The organism is Opitutia bacterium, assembly GCA_016217545.1.
Lineage (GTDB): Bacteria > Verrucomicrobiota > Verrucomicrobiia > Opitutales > Opitutaceae > Didemnitutus.
The window spans coordinates 294,616-311,056 of sequence record JACRHT010000017.1; the positions used below are offsets into that span (position 1 = coordinate 294,616).

13 protein-coding genes are annotated in these 16,441 nt (G+C 64.6%); 7 read left to right on the forward strand and 6 right to left on the reverse strand.

Going from position 1 to position 16,441, the window contains the following annotated elements:
- Positions 1 to 2: 2 nt before the first annotated feature.
- From eda to HZA32_17195, 6 genes are read right to left on the reverse strand one after another with little or no spacing between them, the layout of a single operon-like run.
- Positions 3 to 653 (reverse strand): bifunctional 4-hydroxy-2-oxoglutarate aldolase/2-dehydro-3-deoxy-phosphogluconate aldolase, encoded by a 651-nt coding sequence (gene eda, locus HZA32_17170; GenBank protein MBI5425810.1) that lies wholly within the window; start codon positions 651 to 653, stop codon positions 3 to 5.
- The gene (locus HZA32_17175; protein ID MBI5425811.1) at positions 650 to 1,366 is read right to left on the reverse strand and encodes a creatininase family protein; all 717 of its coding nucleotides are present in this window, start codon (positions 1,364 to 1,366) and stop codon (positions 650 to 652) included. The genes eda and HZA32_17175 overlap by 4 nt, the downstream gene beginning before the upstream one ends.
- A 26-nt stretch (positions 1,367 to 1,392) precedes the next feature.
- Positions 1,393 to 2,190: an SDR family oxidoreductase gene (locus HZA32_17180; GenBank protein MBI5425812.1), complete on the reverse strand. Its 798-nt coding sequence runs from the start codon at positions 2,188 to 2,190 to the stop codon at positions 1,393 to 1,395.
- Positions 2,172 to 3,080, reverse strand: a complete 909-nt coding sequence (locus HZA32_17185; protein ID MBI5425813.1) for an ROK family protein — start codon at positions 3,078 to 3,080, stop codon at positions 2,172 to 2,174. The genes HZA32_17180 and HZA32_17185 overlap by 19 nt, the downstream gene beginning before the upstream one ends.
- A gap of 47 nt (positions 3,081 to 3,127) precedes the next feature.
- On the reverse strand, positions 3,128 to 4,453 hold the full coding sequence (locus HZA32_17190; GenBank protein ID MBI5425814.1) for an FAD-dependent oxidoreductase: 1,326 nt from the start codon (positions 4,451 to 4,453) through the stop codon (positions 3,128 to 3,130).
- Positions 4,453 to 5,286 carry a sugar isomerase domain-containing protein gene (locus HZA32_17195; GenBank protein MBI5425815.1) on the reverse strand — a complete coding sequence of 278 codons (834 nt, stop codon included), beginning with the start codon at positions 5,284 to 5,286 and terminating at the stop codon, positions 4,453 to 4,455. Before HZA32_17195 ends, HZA32_17190 begins: the two co-directional genes overlap by 1 nt.
- Before the next feature lie 74 nt (positions 5,287 to 5,360).
- Between HZA32_17195 and HZA32_17200 the strand changes: the two genes are divergently transcribed.
- From HZA32_17200 to HZA32_17230, 7 genes are all read left to right on the forward strand, one after another.
- The gene (locus tag HZA32_17200) at positions 5,361 to 6,176 is read left to right on the forward strand and encodes a helix-turn-helix domain-containing protein (protein MBI5425816.1); all 816 of its coding nucleotides are present in this window, start codon (positions 5,361 to 5,363) and stop codon (positions 6,174 to 6,176) included.
- 217 nt (positions 6,177 to 6,393) lie between these two features.
- Entirely contained in the window at positions 6,394 to 8,886 is a 2,493-nt protein-coding gene (locus tag HZA32_17205) for a glycoside hydrolase family 3 C-terminal domain-containing protein (protein MBI5425817.1), read from the forward strand.
- A 44-nt stretch (positions 8,887 to 8,930) separates the two neighbouring features.
- Positions 8,931 to 9,950, forward strand: a complete 1,020-nt coding sequence (locus tag HZA32_17210; GenBank protein MBI5425818.1) for a mannonate dehydratase — start codon at positions 8,931 to 8,933, stop codon at positions 9,948 to 9,950.
- Positions 9,951 to 9,976: 26 nt separating this feature from the next.
- Entirely contained in the window at positions 9,977 to 10,720 is a 744-nt protein-coding gene (locus HZA32_17215; GenBank protein ID MBI5425819.1) for an RraA family protein, read from the forward strand.
- A 19-nt stretch (positions 10,721 to 10,739) separates the two neighbouring features.
- On the forward strand, positions 10,740 to 11,861 hold the full coding sequence (locus HZA32_17220; GenBank protein MBI5425820.1) for a Gfo/Idh/MocA family oxidoreductase: 1,122 nt from the start codon (positions 10,740 to 10,742) through the stop codon (positions 11,859 to 11,861).
- Between the two features lie 102 nt (positions 11,862 to 11,963).
- A complete protein-coding gene (locus HZA32_17225) occupies positions 11,964 to 13,826 on the forward strand; it encodes a hypothetical protein (GenBank protein MBI5425821.1) in 1,863 nt (620 codons plus the stop codon).
- 577 nt (positions 13,827 to 14,403) lie between these two features.
- Positions 14,404 to 15,693, forward strand: coding sequence for a hypothetical protein (locus HZA32_17230; protein ID MBI5425822.1), 1,290 nt, complete (start codon positions 14,404 to 14,406; stop codon positions 15,691 to 15,693).
- The last annotated feature ends 748 nt before the right edge of the window (positions 15,694 to 16,441 follow it).

The following is a 16,441-nucleotide window of genomic DNA, read 5'->3' on the forward strand; positions in this document are numbered from 1 at the left end:
AGTCATCTCCCCTCGATGCCCGCGGCCGTGGTGATCGCCAGGGCTCGCCGCGTGCGCGCGGAAATCTCGTCCCAGCGACCAGCGGTTAACAGCTCTCGATCGGTCAGCCATGAGCCCCCCACCGCGACCACCAACGGCAGCGCGAGATAGCTCGCCAGGTTCTGCTCTCCGATTCCGCCGAGAGGAACAAGTTGGAGCGAGGTATGTGCGTAGGGGGCCGCTACGGCTTTGATGAAATCCGGGCCTCCGCCCGCCGCGGCCGGAAAGAACTTCACCAGGTTGCATCCCAACTCGAGCGATTGCTCCATCTCCCCGGGCGTGAGAACGCCGGGCACGAACGGAAACGCAGCGCCCACCGCATAGCTCACAACGGTCGGATTGAAACCCGGCGACACGCCGAACTCCGCGCCGGCAGCGCGCGCCGCGTCGACTTGCGCCGGCGTCAACAGCGTGCCGGCGCCCACCGTCATGCCTGGCACCTCGGCACGAATGCGCCGGATGCATTCGGCGGCATGCGCGTTGCGAAAGGTGACTTCCATCACATCGAGTCCGCCCGCCAACAGCGCCCGCGCCACCGGAACCGCCAGCTCCGGAGCGGGAATCACCGCCGCCGAAAGGATTCGACGAGTGACAATGAGATGGTGCGCACTCATGGAGCGTCTCGCTCGGCCGCGATGATCGCGGCGACTTTCGCAGCCAGCCGCTGCACGATTTCGTCACGCGCGCGCTCACCAGCCGCACGACTCGCCCGCGACGGTTCGCCATTGATGCCGCCGGTTTCCGGATACAGCGCGTGCCGCGACCGCAGGCGATACCAAGGCTTGCTGACGCGGAAGTCCCGCGCTCGCTCCATGCAAGCGCGAGTGCCCACCGCGAGAGCGATCTCCGTCTCGCCCTGGTCGGCATGGGCGATCGTGGTGAAGCCGGCCTCGGTCCAGTAATTCCAGTAAACCAGCCGCGCCTCGGGATGCCGCGCCCAGATGCGCGGCAGGGCGACATCGAAGGGAATGCGGTTGGCACCGTGCCCCGACAGCCAGATCTGCCGCATGAAACCGTGGCGACAAAAGTGACTCGCGAGGTCCGCATACACTGCCGCCAGCGTGTCGGCCGTCAGGCCGATCGTGCCCGGGTAGTCCGCCATTTCGTCGGCGTAACCGTAGTTGAAAATCGGTGCGAGGATCGCACCGGTCGATTCCGCGACAGCGCGCGAAAAATACGCCGCCGTATCGCAGTCGACGCTCAAGGCGAGATGCGGCCCGTGGGCTTCGATGAGTCCGATCGGAATAATGACCGGCAACCGCCGGTCGACGGTCGCCAGTTCGTCGCACGTGAGGCGGGACCATTCGATCAAGAGGGGATCTTTCATCGGGAGATGGCGGGGGATTCGCTGATTCAGCCGCTCACGCACCAGCCGGCGTCGACGGGCAGCACGATGCCGGTGACGCCGGCCGAAGCGTCGCTGCACAGATAAAGCGCCGCGCGCGCGCAGTCCGCATCGGTCAACGGTTTCCCCGTGAGCGGCTGCTTGCGCCGCAGCAGTTCGAGAATGACGGGATCGCGCGTGGCACGAGCCGACATCGGTGTTTCGACCAGAGCGGGAGCGAGGACGTTGATGCGGATTCCGTGACGCGCGTAGGTCGCCGCGGCATGTTGCGACAGGGAGATGATCGCTCCCTTCGCCGCGGCATAGGCCACGGTGTCGAAGTGTTCGGCGACATACGCGAAACCGAGCACGCTGGCCATGTTGAGAATCACGCCCCGCTCGCCCCGTCCGAGCCAGTGCTGCAGGCACGCACGATTGAGCTGCATCATGGCGCGCAAATTGACGGACATGACGGTGTCCCAGCCTTCGTCCGTGCATTCCCCGAGCGGTCCGTCGCCGAACTTGCGGCCGCTGATGCCCGCGACGTGAAACAGCACCTCCACCTGGCCGAACCGTTCCAGCGTGGAGGCAATCACGCGACTAGCCGCTCCGGGGTTCGCCAAATCTTCGGCGAGCACGAGATTTTCCACGCCCGCCGCTGACAGTTCTTCGCTGAGCGCCGCGGCGTTTCCGGCAGAGCGGCCGACCGCCACCACGCGCGCCCCTTCGCGACCGAACAACCGCGCCGAAGCTCCCGCGATGCCGGTGGTGCCGGCGATAAGGCAGACCTTCCCTGCGAGCGCACCGGTCACGCGGCACCTCCAAATTTTTCCCGCGCCAAGAGCGCGCCCCCCACCCAACCGGCGTCGCTTCCCAGCGCCGCGGCGCGCAACCGGATGCGGCGTCCTACCGGCACGACGAACGCTGCGACGTTGATTCGTTTTTCCAGCGGGCGGAGAAACAACGGCGCCGCCTGCACCGGCCCGCCCGCGAGCAGAATCAAGTCCGGCGCGTAAGCGTAATAGGCATTGAGCAGGACGGCCGCGAAGCGGTCCAGCCACCGCGTGAAAAGTTCCGCCGCCACGCGGTCTTTCTGCCGCACGGCCGCCACGACGGCGGGAAACGTGATTTCGGCGGGAGCGAACCCGGCGAGAACGGTATCGAGCCCGCGCGCGACATGATCGCGCGCCGCTTGAACCAGCGCAGTGACCGAGGCGACGCTCTCGCCCGTGCCCGCGGCGCCCGTGAGGCAGCGCGGGCCGTTCAAGTCGATGATCATGTGCCCGCACTGCGTCCCACGCTGGAAGTGACGGTCCGTCAGCAAGCGGCCGTCGAGGACCACGCCCGAGCCGATGCCGGTGCCGAGCGTCACCACGAGCAGATTGTCCACGCCTTTTCCGGCACCGCTCTGCCACTCGGCGAAGCACGCGAGACGACCGTCGTTGTCCGCCAAAACCGGGACCTGCCAACGACGCCGCAGATACGGCACCGTCCGGTGGCGATCGAGTCCGCGAATCTTTCCGGGCAGATAGACGCAGCCCATCTCGGGATCGACGGGGCCAGTGATCGCCGCACCGATACCGGCCAGACGGTCGCTGACGTGCCGCTGCAGCCGAGCCACCAAGGCATCGAGTTGTCGTTCCAGCGCGCGTAGCGGCTGGCCCGCCCGCGTATCTTCCACCTCGCTCGCCACGATCCGGCCCGCCGCGTCGATCACGCCGCCCTTCAGGCGCGTGCCGCCGATATCGAGTCCGATCCACGCGCTCATAGTTCGAGGATTGCTCCGTCACGACGAAGTTGGTCGCGCAGATCCACCACCGCGACGGAGGCGATTTCTCTATCCGCGCGGGCCGCCATCGCGGCCGCGGTTCCTGCGGCCTGTCCCATGGCCATGGTCTGTCCCATCGAGCGAACGCTCGCGTGCGCGTCGTGGGTCGCGGAAAAGCAACGCCCCGCAACCAGAAGATTGCGGCCATCCCGCGGAACCAAGGTGCGGAACGGCACGCCGACACACTGTCCGTCCGGCAAGTAGGCCCAGGCCGTGTCGGCGCCGCCGTGATGATCCTCGATCGGAGCTCCGCAGAGCGCGATCTGGTCATCGAACTGTCGCGCACCCAGCACATCATCCCGCGTGAGTCGGTAAAGTCCGTGGACCCGGCGCGTTTCGCGCACGCCGATCTGCACACCGAAAGAGGCGAGCTGTGCCTTTTCGTATCCGGGCACGCAGTCGCGCAAAAACCGGATGTATTCCACGGCTTGCTCCCGACCGTCCATCTCCGCGCGCGAAAGAAAATCGGGATCGGTCGCGTTGGTGGTGCCGCTGGCGTCTTTCCGATAGGAGGCGAGGCGGGTCATGATCGTCGCCGTCATGTGCTCCACCGGTGTGATGTGATCGCTGCCTTCCTTGCGCGGTAGCGCGTATCGACCGCTTTCCGCGGCGCGGGCCATGAGCGCGTGGAATTCCTGCTTCGAGATGCTTTTTCGCCGGGCGACGTCGACGTTCACCATCTTGAACGTGGTCGTGAGCGTCTGCGCAGGGGCGATCTCGCCCGCGAGCTCGTAGCTGATTCCGGCAAAGTGGCAGACGTCCGCGTCGCCGCTCGTATCGATATAGGTCTTGCCGGAACAGAACCTCAGTCCGTCCTTGGTCGCCACCACAAGGCCAGTGATCCGTCCGTCATCGACCACGACGTCCTGCACCGATGCGTTGAGCAGGATCGAAACGCCCGCTTCTCGGGCGAGCGACTCCCACACGATCTTGAGATACTCGGGATGATAAGTGACGCCCGTGCCCGCACCGTGCGTGTTGGGGCGCTCCAGCCAGGAGTTGTAGCGGCGCAATCGCGCCATCACGTCGTCCGGGATTCCGGCGACGACTTTCCGCGACCGCGTGCCCGGGGTGTAGAGTCCGTAAAACGTATCCAGCACCGCCGTGCTGGTCCCTCCGAGGAAAGGCAACCGTTCCAGCAGAAGGGTTCGTGCACCACGCCGAGCCGCCGCGATCGCCGCCACGGCTCCCGCCGAGCCCGCGCCGACGACGACCACGTCGTAGGCTGGCACGACCGGGATCTGTTTGCTGTAGAGCCGCATCATGGGGACGGCCCGACGTGCGTCGGGCGATGGAGCGCTCGCGCGTAGCGGGCGCGCTGGTCACGAATCCACCGTTCGTAGGAATCGTGCGTATCCCCCAGGTGCATGTTGCGAAGGACGTGGTGCGCCACGCCGCGCGCATCGAGTTCCCGCAAAGTGAGCTCGTTGAGACACTGGATCGCGGTCAGCGCGGCGACCGATGAGAGCGGACAAATTGGATAGGCACCCGTGCGTCCCTCCACCAACACCGTGGTGTCGCCAATCGGCATGCCGTTATCGATGAGGACACCTCGACGGGCGCGTGCGATGACGTGAGAGAGATTTTCGCCCGAGCTGTGCTTCGGCGTGGCGCGGGCGGACTGGGCCGCTGAGCACAAACCCACGATCGGATTATCCGGATAACGCGCCACCCACTCGCGCGCGATGTCCACGGCGGCCGGCGTCGTTCCGGTGGCGGTGATCACCAGCAAGGGCTCTCCCGGACCGATGTCGTAGTCGTCGAGGAGCCGCGCGCCCAGGCCCTCGAACTTCTCGATCGCCTGATTAACCCGGATACCGTTCACCCCCACGACGTCGGTGAACGTCGTCAGCCCCGTCTGCAGAAGAGCGTGAAAACCCGTGAGCGCTCCCATGCGGACGCACAACTCCTCGACGGCCAGCCGGGAGTGTCCGTTGGCATAGACGTGAACCAATCCACCCGCCGCGATCGCCTCGGCAAAGAGCGAAGCCACTTCGTGCAGCCGCTCCGTCTGCCCGCGCATGACATCACGGACATGATCGAGCTGATCCGGAAACGAAAGCACCGGCGGCCGCGTCTTGGGCACAGAAGACATGCGCTCACCCTAGACGAATTTGCGGCTGGCCACCTCCGGACGGACGGCCAGCTTTCTCCGGAAAAATAAGTTCCGTGCCCGACGTTCGCTTCGAAACCTTTGGCCTCAATGCCCGCTTGCTGGCTCCGCCCCGGCCCATGGCGTTGATCCATCATCACCATGAGGTGGAACTGAACTTTGCGTTCCGCGGCGCCGTCACCTACCTGCACCGCGGCGCGATGCAACGCCTCGAAGCCGGCCGCCTCACCGTCTTCTGGGGATCGACCCCGCACAGCCTGGTCGCGGTGGAACCGGACACGGAGATGGCTTGGATCACGGTGCCGCTGGCCTGGGTCTGGAGCTGGGATTTGCCGGAGCGCTTCATGCGCGGATTGGTGGAGGGCAAATGGTGGATTGCGCCGCCCGCGCTCGGCGACCGCTACCCGGTGCGGGCCTGGGTGGGCGAATTGCTTCGGGCGGACGAACGCGACCGGCGCCGGCTACTGCTGGAACTGCAGGCTTGTTTCCTGTCTCTCGCCCGCCAGTCCGTGGAACGAAGCTCGGCGTCCGGCCATCGGGTCAGCGGCGGATTGCAGCACGTCGAGCGCATGGCTCGTTGCATGGCGGAGCGCTACCGTGAAGACCTGACCGTCACGGAAATCGCCCGGGCCGCCGGCCTGCATCCCAACTACGCCATGCCGCTCTTTCGCCGCCTCAGCGGCGTCACGATCCGCGACTACCTGCTGCAGCACCGCCTGACCAGAGCGCAGCAACTCCTCCTCACGACGGACGACAAGGTGCTCGATGTGGCTTTCGCGAGCGGCTTCGGATCCTCCAGCTCGTTCTACGATATCTTCACCCGCGCGCTGAAGGAGACCCCGGTCGAGTTTCGACGCCGTCTGCGTGCATGACTGCTTTCCCATGCTCTCGCACTCTCCTCGCCCGACTGCTTCGGTCAATTTCGGGCAAATGTTGTCAACTCCATCCATAGACGCCGAAACGCAGAAACGTTAGTCTTGCGGATTGCCTCGCTCGGAACGCCACAACCCCTGATGGCATCTCGAGCTCCGTGGCAACGCGCTCCGTCCCGTTCGCTTCCTCGGCGCCGCTCCTCTCTTTCCCAACCCCATGATCCGGTCCCTTCGTCGCCCTTCGCTGCTAGTCACCTGTCTGGCCATCGGCTCGCTCCCGCTCGGAGCGCAGCCGGTTCCGTCGCAGCCCGACCTCTTCGTTCGTGCCCAAGCGGCCGCAGCCATCTACCACGACGGCTGGATCGATCTGAACAAGAACGGAAAGCTCGACCCCTATGAGGACCGCTCCCGCGACGTCGAGGAGCGCATCACCGATCTGCTCGCGCGAATGACGATGGACGAGAAAACGGCTCAGTTGGTGACGCTCTACGGTTATCCGCGCGTGTCGCAGGACGAGTTGCCGACTCCCGCGTGGGACACCGCGCTCTGGAAGGACGGCATCGGCAACATCGACGAGCACATGAACGGCAACACCGGTTGGGAGCGCGACCTCGCAGACCCGGTGCACGATCTGCCGTATTCGCTCCACACGCGCGCCATCAACGAAGTCCAGCGCTGGTTCATCGAGCGCACCCGCCTCGGCATCCCGGCCGATTTCACCAACGAAGGCATTCGCGGCCTCATGCATTCGAAGGCCACGAGTTTCCCCGCCGAACTCGCCGTCGGCAGCTCATGGAACACCGCGCTCGTCGCCGCCATCGGCAACGTCACCGGCGCCGAAGCCCGCGCACTCGGCTACACCAACGTCTATTCGCCCGTCCTCGACCTCGCGCGCGACCCGCGCTGGGGCCGCGTGATCGAGTCCTACAGCGAAGACCCGTTTCTCACCGCCGAATACGGCATGGCGCAGGTGCGCGGACTCCAACAGCACCGCGTCGTCTCCACGCTCAAGCACTATGCGGTCTACAGCATTCCCAAAGGCGGTCGCGATGGCGCCGCGCGCACCGATCCACACATCGGCTGGCGCGATGTGCAGACGCTCTTCCTGCACCCGTTCCGCAAGGCCGTGCGCGATGCCGGCGCGATGGGCGTCATGGCTTCCTACAACGACTACGACGGCGTGCCCATCGAGGGCAGCTACGAGTTCCTCACCGAAATCCTGCGGCAGGACTGGGGCTTCCGAGGCTATGTCGTTTCCGACAGCTCGGCCGTGGAATTCATCCACACCAAGCATCGCGTCGCGGCCACGCCCATCGAGGCCGTGCGCCAGTCCATCGAAGCCGGCCTGAACATCCGCACGCACTTCACGCCGCCGTCGGAATACACCGACCTCGTCCGCGCGCTCGTGCGCGAAGGAAAACTCTCTGTCGAAACGATCGACGCGCGCGTGCGCGACGTGCTGCGCGTGAAATACTGGACCGGCTCCTTCGACGCGCCTTACCGCACGACTCCGGCCGAAGCCGATCGCGTCGTCCGGTCGCCGGCACACCTCGCCGTCGCTCATCAAGCCGCGCGCGAATCCATCGTGCTGCTGAAAAACACCGCCAACGCCCTCCCGCTGGCCAAGTCGTCGCTCAAGCGCGTGCTCGTCACCGGCCCACTCGCCGACAACGCGCACGGCTGGTGGTCGCGCTACGGCGCGCAACGCCTCGACTTCGTCACCCCGCTCGCCGGCATCCGCACCAAGCTCGGCTCGGCCGCCGACGTCCGCTACGTCAAGGGCGTCGACGTCGTCGACGAGCGCTGGCCCGAAAGCGACGTCTCGAAGGAGCCGCCGTCCGCCGCCGTGCAAGCCGGCATCGCCGAAGCGGTCGCTGCCGCCCGCGAATCCGACGTCGTCATCGCCGTGCTCGGCGAGACCGATGAACTCTGCCGCGAATCGCGCAGTCGCATCAGCCTCGACCTGCCCGGTTACCAGGAGGACCTCCTCCGCGCCCTGCACGCCACCGGCAAACCCGTCGTGCTCGTGCTCAGCAACGGCCGTCCGCTCAGCATCAACTGGGCGGCCAAACACATTCCTGCGATCGTCGAGATGTGGTTCCCGGGCGAGGACGGCGGTAACGCCGTCGCGGACGTTCTGTTCGGCGACTACAATCCCGCCGGCCGCCTGCCGATCACCTTCCCGAAAGGCGTCGGCCAGATTCCGCTGAACTTCCCCGCGCATCCCGGCTCGCACGGCAAGGACGGTGGCCAGGTCGAGGGTCCGCTTTTCCCATTCGGCTTCGGCCTCAGCTACACGACGTTCAGCTACGCCAACCTCCGCGTCAGTCCGGAGACGCAGGGCCCGCAAGGCACCGTCACCGTCAGCTGCGATGTCACGAACACCGGCTCGCGCGCCGGCGACGAGGTCGTGCAACTCTACGTGCGCGACGACTACAGCAGCGTCGTCACCTTCGAGAAAGTGCTGCGCGGCTTCACGCGCCTTCCGCTGCAACCGGGCGAAACGCGGACCGTGACCTTCACGCTCACGCCGGAGCACCTCCAGCTCTACAACCGCGCGCGCGAGTGGGTCGTCGAACCCGGCCGTTTTACCGTGATGATCGGCGCCTCCTCCGAGGACATCCGCCTCACCGGCGGCTTCGACATTGTCGCAAATAACAGTCGCCGTGAGGACACCGCGAAAACCACCGATCGCCTCGATCCGCGCTGAGCGCGCGCGAGCGCGAATCGCGACCGCTCTCTGATTTTCGCCCCATGTTCCTGATCGAATTTCTTCCACCGCGCCCGGCGCCGCTCTGGCCACTGGCCGTGCAGATGGGAATTCGCCACTGCGTCGTGAAAACCGATCCGCGCTGGACGCATCTGCCGCCGCCGAGCGAGATCGACACGCTGCGCACGATCCAACGCGAACTGGCGGATGCCGGCCTCACGCTAATCGGCCTCGAAGGCGACCCGATCGACATGACGCGCATCAAGCTCGGCCTCCCCGGGCGCGACGAAGACATCGCCGCCTACCAAACGATGCTGCGCAACATGGGCGAGCTCGGCCTGCGGCTGCTCTGCTACAATTTCATGGCTGGTATCGGCTGGCATCGCTCGAACGCCGAGGTCCTCGGCCGCGGTCGCGCGCTGGTTTCGCAGCTCGACGTCGCTGGCATGCCCTCGACGTTGACTGAGCACGGCGAAGTCTCCGCCGAACGCATCTGGGAAAACTACGTCACTTTCCTGCGCGCAATCCTGCCGGTCGCGGAGAAAGCGGGCGTCCGCCTCGGTGCGCACCCGGACGATCCGCCGGTGCCGGCGCTGCGCGGACTCGGCCGCATTTTCCATTCGCCGGCGCAGTTCGAGCGCGTGCTCGACCTGTCGCCTTCGCGGCACCACGGACTCACGTTTTGTCAGGCCAACTGGAAACTGATGAGCGGCGCCGATTCCGACGAAACGCAGCGCCGCCTCGCCGAGCATGTGTGCCGCTTCACCGGCACCGGCCGCGTGCACTTCGTGCATTTGCGCGACGTCGTCGGCGACGCGCAATGTTTCACCGAGACGTTCCACGACGAAGGTCCGACCGACATGGCCACGATGCTGCGGCTCTATCACGACGCCGGTTTTCGCGGCCCGGTCCGCTGCGATCACGTGCCGACCATGGCCGGCGAAACCAACGACACTCCGGGTTACGGCACCCTCGGACGCCTTTTTGCCGACGGCTATCTCCTCGGCCTCATGGACGCACTGCAGGTTCGCACCACTCCCGAAGAATGGCTGGAAAAACTCTAAACCAAACTCGCCCCACCCTTTTCCCCATGTCCATCGACGCCTACCGCAAAGAAGTCGGAATGATGAAACTCGAGAAGCTGATCGCCGCGCGCGAAGAGATCTCGACCAAGCCGTTCCCCGTGCCCGTGAAGGAAGTGCTCGATCGCTACGAGCAGCTCTACACCGGCGCCGTCAGCGATGTGCTGCGCGAGTTCGCGCTGCTCGACCAGGCGCTGCCCTGCCATCTCAAGCCTCTCCGTCCCGAGCGCACGGTCGCCGGCCTGGCGTTCACGGTGAAGAGCGCGCCCAACGTGAAGATCACCGGCGAGATGAAATTCCGCGAGGAGATGCTCGGCCACCTCGGCGCAGACAGCTTCGTGATGTGGGACGCGAGTGGCGACGAGAAGGCCACCATGTGGGGCGGCGTCATGACCGCGACCGCTCACGGCATGGGCGTGCGCGCCGCGTGCATCGACGGCGGCATCCGCGATACGCACCAGATCCTCGAGAAGAACTTTCCGGTGTTCTACAAGCACCGCATCCCGAACGGCTCGCTCGGCCGCTGCCAGATCACGCATTACCAGATCCCGATTCAGATCGGCGACGTGCTCATCAAACCCGGCGACATCATCCTCGGCGACATCGACGGCGTCGTCTGCGTGCCGCGCGACATCGCCTACGACGTCCTCCTGCGTGCCGAGGAGATCAAATCCAACGAGAAAAAGATCTTCTCGTGGGTGGCCGCCGGCGAGACGGTCAAACAGATCACCGAAAAGGGCGGCTATTTCTGAGCCGGGTCACTTTCGCCCAATGAGCTCGCCCTACGCGCCGGAAGAAATCGGCCTAGCCGGTCCGCGCGGACCGGTGGTCGCGCCGGGCGAGTTCGTCTTTGCCGCGGCGTTTTTCGAGCACGCGCACCTCTTCGGGCAGTGCGACGCCCTGCTCGCCGCCGGCGCAACGCTGGCGTGGGTCTACGATCCCGACGCCGCAAAGGCCGCGGCGCTGCAAACCCGCTACCCGCAGGCGAAACTCGCGCGCACCTTCGACGAGATTCTCGACGATCCCACCGTGCGTCTCGTCACGGCCGCCGCCGTGCCTTCCGAGCGCTGCGGCATCGGTCTGCGGGTGCTGCGCGCGGGCAAGGACTATTTCACCGACAAGGCGCCGCTCACCTCGCTCGCGCAGCTCGCCGAGGCGCGCCGCGTCGCTGCTGAGACCGGCCGCAAATACGCCGTCTACTACAGCGAACGACTCCACAACGAAGCCGCGCTGCACGCGACGCAGCTCATCGCGCGTGGCGTGATCGGCAAGGTCGTGCAGGTCGTCGGCTTCGGTCCGCATCGCATCGGACGCGACCGTCGCCCGGCCTGGTTCTACGACAAGGCTCGCAGCGGCGGCATCCTCTGCGATCTCGCCTCGCACCAATTCGAGCAACTCCTCACCTGGACCGGTGCTGATCGAGTCGACATTACGCACGCGATGGCCGCCAACCACGCGCACGGCGACGCCTCCGAGTTCGAGGACTATGGCGAAGCCTCACTGTGCACCGACACAGGGGCGACCGGTTTCGTGCGCGTCGATTGGCTGACACCCGACGGGCTCGGCACGTGGGGCGACGGCCGGAGTTTCATTCTCGGCACGCGCGGCTACATCGAGCTGCGCAAATACATCGACGTGGCGCGCGAACGCACCGGCAGCCACGTCTACGTCGTCGACGGCACCGGCGAGCATCACATCCCCGTCGCCGGCCGGATCGGCTTCCCGTTCTTCGACCAACTCATTCGCGACTGCCTCGAACGCACCGAACACGCCATGACTCAAGCGCACATCTTCCGCGTCGCCGAACTCACGCTGCGCGTCCAGCAACTCGCCGCCAGCCGAACGACGTCGCCGGCTCTCGCGGCCGGAGTCTACGGCAACGCGACGCGGTAACGACAATAGTCCACCACTTCCCGTCCGTTTCGCTCCGACGCAACGGCTTGCGCAGGCGCGGTCTCGAACTGCGGCGCGCGGCACCGCATCGTGGCCGGCGCTATGCCGTTTCCCTACCCTCGTTGCGCGGCTCCGTCGCCCATCCTCCCCTTCGTTCTCGCGCTCACCCTGACCATCGGCGCGCTCGCCAGCGCCGTGTCGAGTCGCGCTTTCGAAAAAACCGTTTTCTCGAGTGTCTACGCCGACCTCGAAGACTTTGAGCAGTTCGCCGTGCGCGCCAAACAATCCGGCGCCACGCACATCGACCTCACGCCGTCGCTGCCTTGGAGCTACTGGGAATACGATCAGCCAGGCGATCCCTACCCGGCGTGGGTCATCACCAAAGTCGGCCTGCTCAAGATCACGCGTCCCGCCGCACTGCAGCGCTATCTCCCGGAGGACCATTCCGAACGCGTGCTGCAAACCCTCGCCGCGCGCGGACAGATTCTGCGCAAGCACGGATTGAAGGGCCTGCTCGGCCTGGCCGAGCCATCGATGCTGCCGGAGGCCGTTTTTCGCGACCATCCCCTCTGGCGCGGCGCGCGCGTCGACCATCCGACGCGTTCCCGCGTGGCGCGTTTTGCGCCATCGATCGATCACCCGGAAGTGCTGGCGTTGTTCCGCGAAGCGATGGCCGCGCTGCTGCGGCGCTGTCCGGAAATCGACATCGTCGACATCCTCACCAACGACTCCGGTTCCGGACTCGATTGGAGCCCCGGACTCTATAGCGGTCAGTTCGGCAACACGTTGTTTCGCCATCGCAGCATGGATGAGCGCCTCAGCGCCTTCTTCGCGGTGCTGCATGCCGGCGCAAACGACGCACAGACGCGACTCGACATTCGCATCAAACTCACGCGTGAAGCCGATCCGCTCCGCATCGCGCGCAAGCTCACCGCTGGCAGCTCGATCGAGAATCTCGAAGGACCCGACGGCACACCATTCATGGTTTCCGCCGGAACGGGCGAAGCCTACGGCAACACTTTCACGCCCGTCCTCGGCATTCCACGCATCGCCGAATTCGTCGACGCGCTGATGGCCACGCACGAGTCCGCCGCACCACGCATGTTCGTGTCCTTGAGCGACCGGCGGAGTCGCGCGCTCTTCTTCGACGTCTACGACCGCTTCCGCGCCCAGCCCGCGCGCAATCCCGTCGCCAAGCTCACGCTGTTGCGCGATGTCGCCCGCGCGCAAGCGGGCGAGCAACACGCCGACAGCCTCCTGCGACTCTGGCTCCACCTCCAGGAGACCAGCGACCTCGTGCGTCTTCTCGATACCGGCGGCTTCATTTACTACCTCGGCACGGTGCACCAGCGCTGGCTGACGCGCCCCTTCGTGCCGTTTCCCCAGGAAATTCCGGCGGCCGACAAGGCCTACTACCGCCGCTTCCAGTTCCAGGCCCTCGACGAAGCGCACGCCGAGAGCCTCTCCGACGTGCAAGCCACCGACGTCTACGGCGGCTGGAGCGGGCGCCATTTCGTGAACCGCGTCAGCGCACCGATTGAGCGTCACGTCAGCGAGGCCGCAAACCTCGCCGAACAAATCGGCAATGCCGACCTCGCGCGACGCCTCCGCATCTTTCTCTGCATCGTGCGCAACGCGCAGAATGCCGTCAGCTACCAGGCGCAGCTCGATCGCGTTCGCCGTCTCGGCCTCGCACCTGATCCGAGCCCGGTGGTCGAAACCCAATCCGGCTGGGATCGCCAGATGATGATGCAGACCGCCCGCGCCGAGCTGGACAACACCGCGCTGTTGATGGAGCTGCTCGGCGAGCGCCCCAGCGACTACCTGCTCACCGCTGCGACGCCGGAGGAAGAGGACATCACGCGCTTTACGCCCGATCTGCGGCCGCAGCTGCAGAAGAAACTCGATCTGATGAACGCGCGCTGGGAAGACTACAAACGCGTGTTCACGACGCCGAACTGGTAATTCGCTGGGACTCGCGCGGTTCAGCATGAATGCCGCATCGCGCGATGGCTGCAGACTCCTCGTGTGATTGGCTGGGGTGAGGTGGGTCTCTCTGTGCTTGGACAGGTCGACCAGCAGGTGGCGCCCAATTCGTTTCGACACTGGCTTGAGACTTCGGCAACCAGAGACCCGCCCATGATCGAGACCGAAACAATGCTTCTAGCATTTTGGACGCGCAATACTCGCCATGCCCGTCGCGTCCGAAATGTGGCCAAATGTGGCCAAAATTGATGGCGATAATCGCTTCTAGCTATCGCTTGCCAATTACGAAAAAAACGTCGTTAGTTATTCAATATATGACATTAACAAACGAAACCAGCGGTCTATTGCGGCGGTCTTGAAAACCGCTGAGGCGAAAGCCTCCGGGGGTTCGAATCCCTCCCCTTCCGCCAATTGATGGTTAGTTGGCTGCTAAACCAACAACGCGTAAAGGCGCTCTGGAACTGGTCGCGAATTTCTAGGCCAAATTGTGGCCACAATTCGGACCATGAAGCGCCCCCAGGAATCCAAAACCTCCGCGAGGTGAACCTCGGTATCGATGCCCCCTCACCCCGCCCCAGACGGGAAATTTCTTTCCTATTCCTGCCACGTCGAATGGCTCGAGAATGGCGTCAGACAACGCAAGAACGTCCCGACCGCCGAAAATGCCGACGCACTGATCGCCGCGATCAAGAAGCGAACCGTGCAAGTCGACGCGGGACTCACCTCCCAGGTCACACGGCTGACAAAAGCGCAGATCGAGTTCGCCGAACTTGCGTTCACGCGCCTCCGCGATGCGGGCTATTACGTGCCGGAGGAGATTGAATCCGCGAGTTCGATTTTGAAGGCAGTGCAGTGGTTCGCAGACAACTACAATCCGGACCATGCGATTCCGCCGACTGTGTCTGAAGCAGTCAGTCGGTTTCTTGCCACACGTGTGGGCAAATCACCACGCACATACAAATCCCACAAAACCTATCTGGATGAGTTTGCGGCGAATTACGGCTCGCAGTCGATCGCTGCAATCACTCCGGCAATCGTGGATGAGTATATTCGCACCTGTCCCTTCGGCAACGTCGCTAAGCTCCATCGGTGGGATTCGCTCCACGCTCTTTTCGAGTTCGCGCGCGGAAAGAAAAACGTCTCCGGCACATGGATAGGAGTGAATCCAGTCAAAGCCGTCGCCGAGCCTGAATACGCCCCTTCGCGACCGAAGATCTACACCGTCAAAGAGTGCGAACAACTGATCAAGGGAGCAGTGCTTAACTGCTACGCGCCAAACATCGTCGTGCGCCTGTTCGGGATGGTGCGCGCCGACGAGATGAAGGCGATGGTGCGCAACGGCAAATCGATCTGGAAATACGTCAACCTGAAGACCGGGTGGATGCACCTCCCTGCAAACGTGGTGAAGACCAAAGCAGACAAGGACCGCGGCGGTCGAAATGTTCGCATCAACCCAACTCTCGATGCGTGGCTGCGCGAATTTCGGCGCCGCGGGTGGGACATAAGCGACAGTCGAACGCTCGACGAGCGCGTGCGGAAGTTCGCGTCCCCTGAAAAGATGGCCGAACAGGACATTCCGTTGGAGGACCGCCACGCAAATCTCGTGCGACACACAGCGATTTCAGCAGCGGCGACACGCGCATCTCTCACCGACTGCGCTATGGAGGCGGGAACCAGCGAGGCGATAATTCGCCGGCATTACCTCGAGCGACTAACAAAAAAAGAGGGCGACCGATTCTTCGCTTTCACCCCTGCGCACTATAAATTGGACGCACTGTGGTCGCGACGAACGGAACTGCGGATCCGCGGTAAGCCTTCGAGCCAAGACTCGAAGTCATCGGCATAAATGCGGATCCGCCGCTCGACGCCCTCATTTTCAACCGCCGGCAGGATAAATGTGGGATAGGGATGCGCACGACGGCCGGATCGCAATATACCGCCGCCCTCTTGAGTGGCACGCGTAAGGTTTGGGCGACATCGCGCAGCGTTACGACCGCCCGTGCCAAGTTTGGCGCCTCCGACACGGGTGCGCACTCGGTTGCTGTAGAAGCTAGCCATCCGTGTCCGATCGGTAGGTTCAGCGAACCTGCCGAAGACTGCAGATGGATTTGCTTCGCGATTGCCATCTAGACGCTCTTTCTGCGCAGCCATTCGTCCACCGCACGCGCTGGCGGCGTCCAGTCGATGCATGCTGTCGGCCATTCGATACGGCTTTCTACGGAGGGAGGAGGGCCGAGATTGTATGATGAAGCCGCTCGGCAGGCGCTGATCGGCATATGGGAGGCGTCGAATCGCCCCGTGCCCGCCGCCATCGATTTTTCTTAGCTTTAGATCAAGGGAACGAGGTTCCAGACTCACTCTTTACTGCGCGGTGAAACGCTGCGCCCCTAACAAGTGCAGTTCGCATTTCCGCCCGCCGCCGCACCGAATCCCCAGCCGCAAGTGGCGGCCCCGCCGAAACAGCAGTTCCCCCGCCCTAACCGCGATACTCCGCTGCGCAGGCAAGGGGCATTTCCCGTGTTCTACTGCATTCTCTCGTGTCGGCGCCGGTCGCTTGCTTAGCTACGAGGGTTCTGGCGACATTGCCTCGTCCT

Excerpts from the sequence above, each read along its gene's own strand:
- eda (MBI5425810.1), bottom strand. The coding sequence starts at position 653 with ATGAGTGCGCACCATCTCATTGTCACTCGTCGAATCCTTTCGGCGGCG.
- HZA32_17190 (MBI5425814.1), bottom strand. The coding sequence starts at position 4,453 with ATGCGGCTCTACAGCAAACAGATCCCGGTCGTGCCAGCCTACGACGTG.
- HZA32_17175 (MBI5425811.1), bottom strand. The coding sequence starts at position 1,366 with ATGAAAGATCCCCTCTTGATCGAATGGTCCCGCCTCACGTGCGACGAA.
- HZA32_17205 (MBI5425817.1), top strand. The coding sequence starts at position 6,394 with ATGATCCGGTCCCTTCGTCGCCCTTCGCTGCTAGTCACCTGTCTGGCC.
- HZA32_17220 (MBI5425820.1), top strand. The coding sequence starts at position 10,740 with ATGAGCTCGCCCTACGCGCCGGAAGAAATCGGCCTAGCCGGTCCGCGC.
- HZA32_17225 (MBI5425821.1), top strand. The coding sequence starts at position 11,964 with ATGCCGTTTCCCTACCCTCGTTGCGCGGCTCCGTCGCCCATCCTCCCC.
- HZA32_17210 (MBI5425818.1), top strand. The coding sequence starts at position 8,931 with ATGTTCCTGATCGAATTTCTTCCACCGCGCCCGGCGCCGCTCTGGCCA.
- HZA32_17230 (MBI5425822.1), top strand. The coding sequence starts at position 14,404 with ATGCCCCCTCACCCCGCCCCAGACGGGAAATTTCTTTCCTATTCCTGC.
- HZA32_17195 (MBI5425815.1), bottom strand. The coding sequence starts at position 5,286 with ATGTCTTCTGTGCCCAAGACGCGGCCGCCGGTGCTTTCGTTTCCGGAT.
- HZA32_17215 (MBI5425819.1), top strand. The coding sequence starts at position 9,977 with ATGTCCATCGACGCCTACCGCAAAGAAGTCGGAATGATGAAACTCGAG.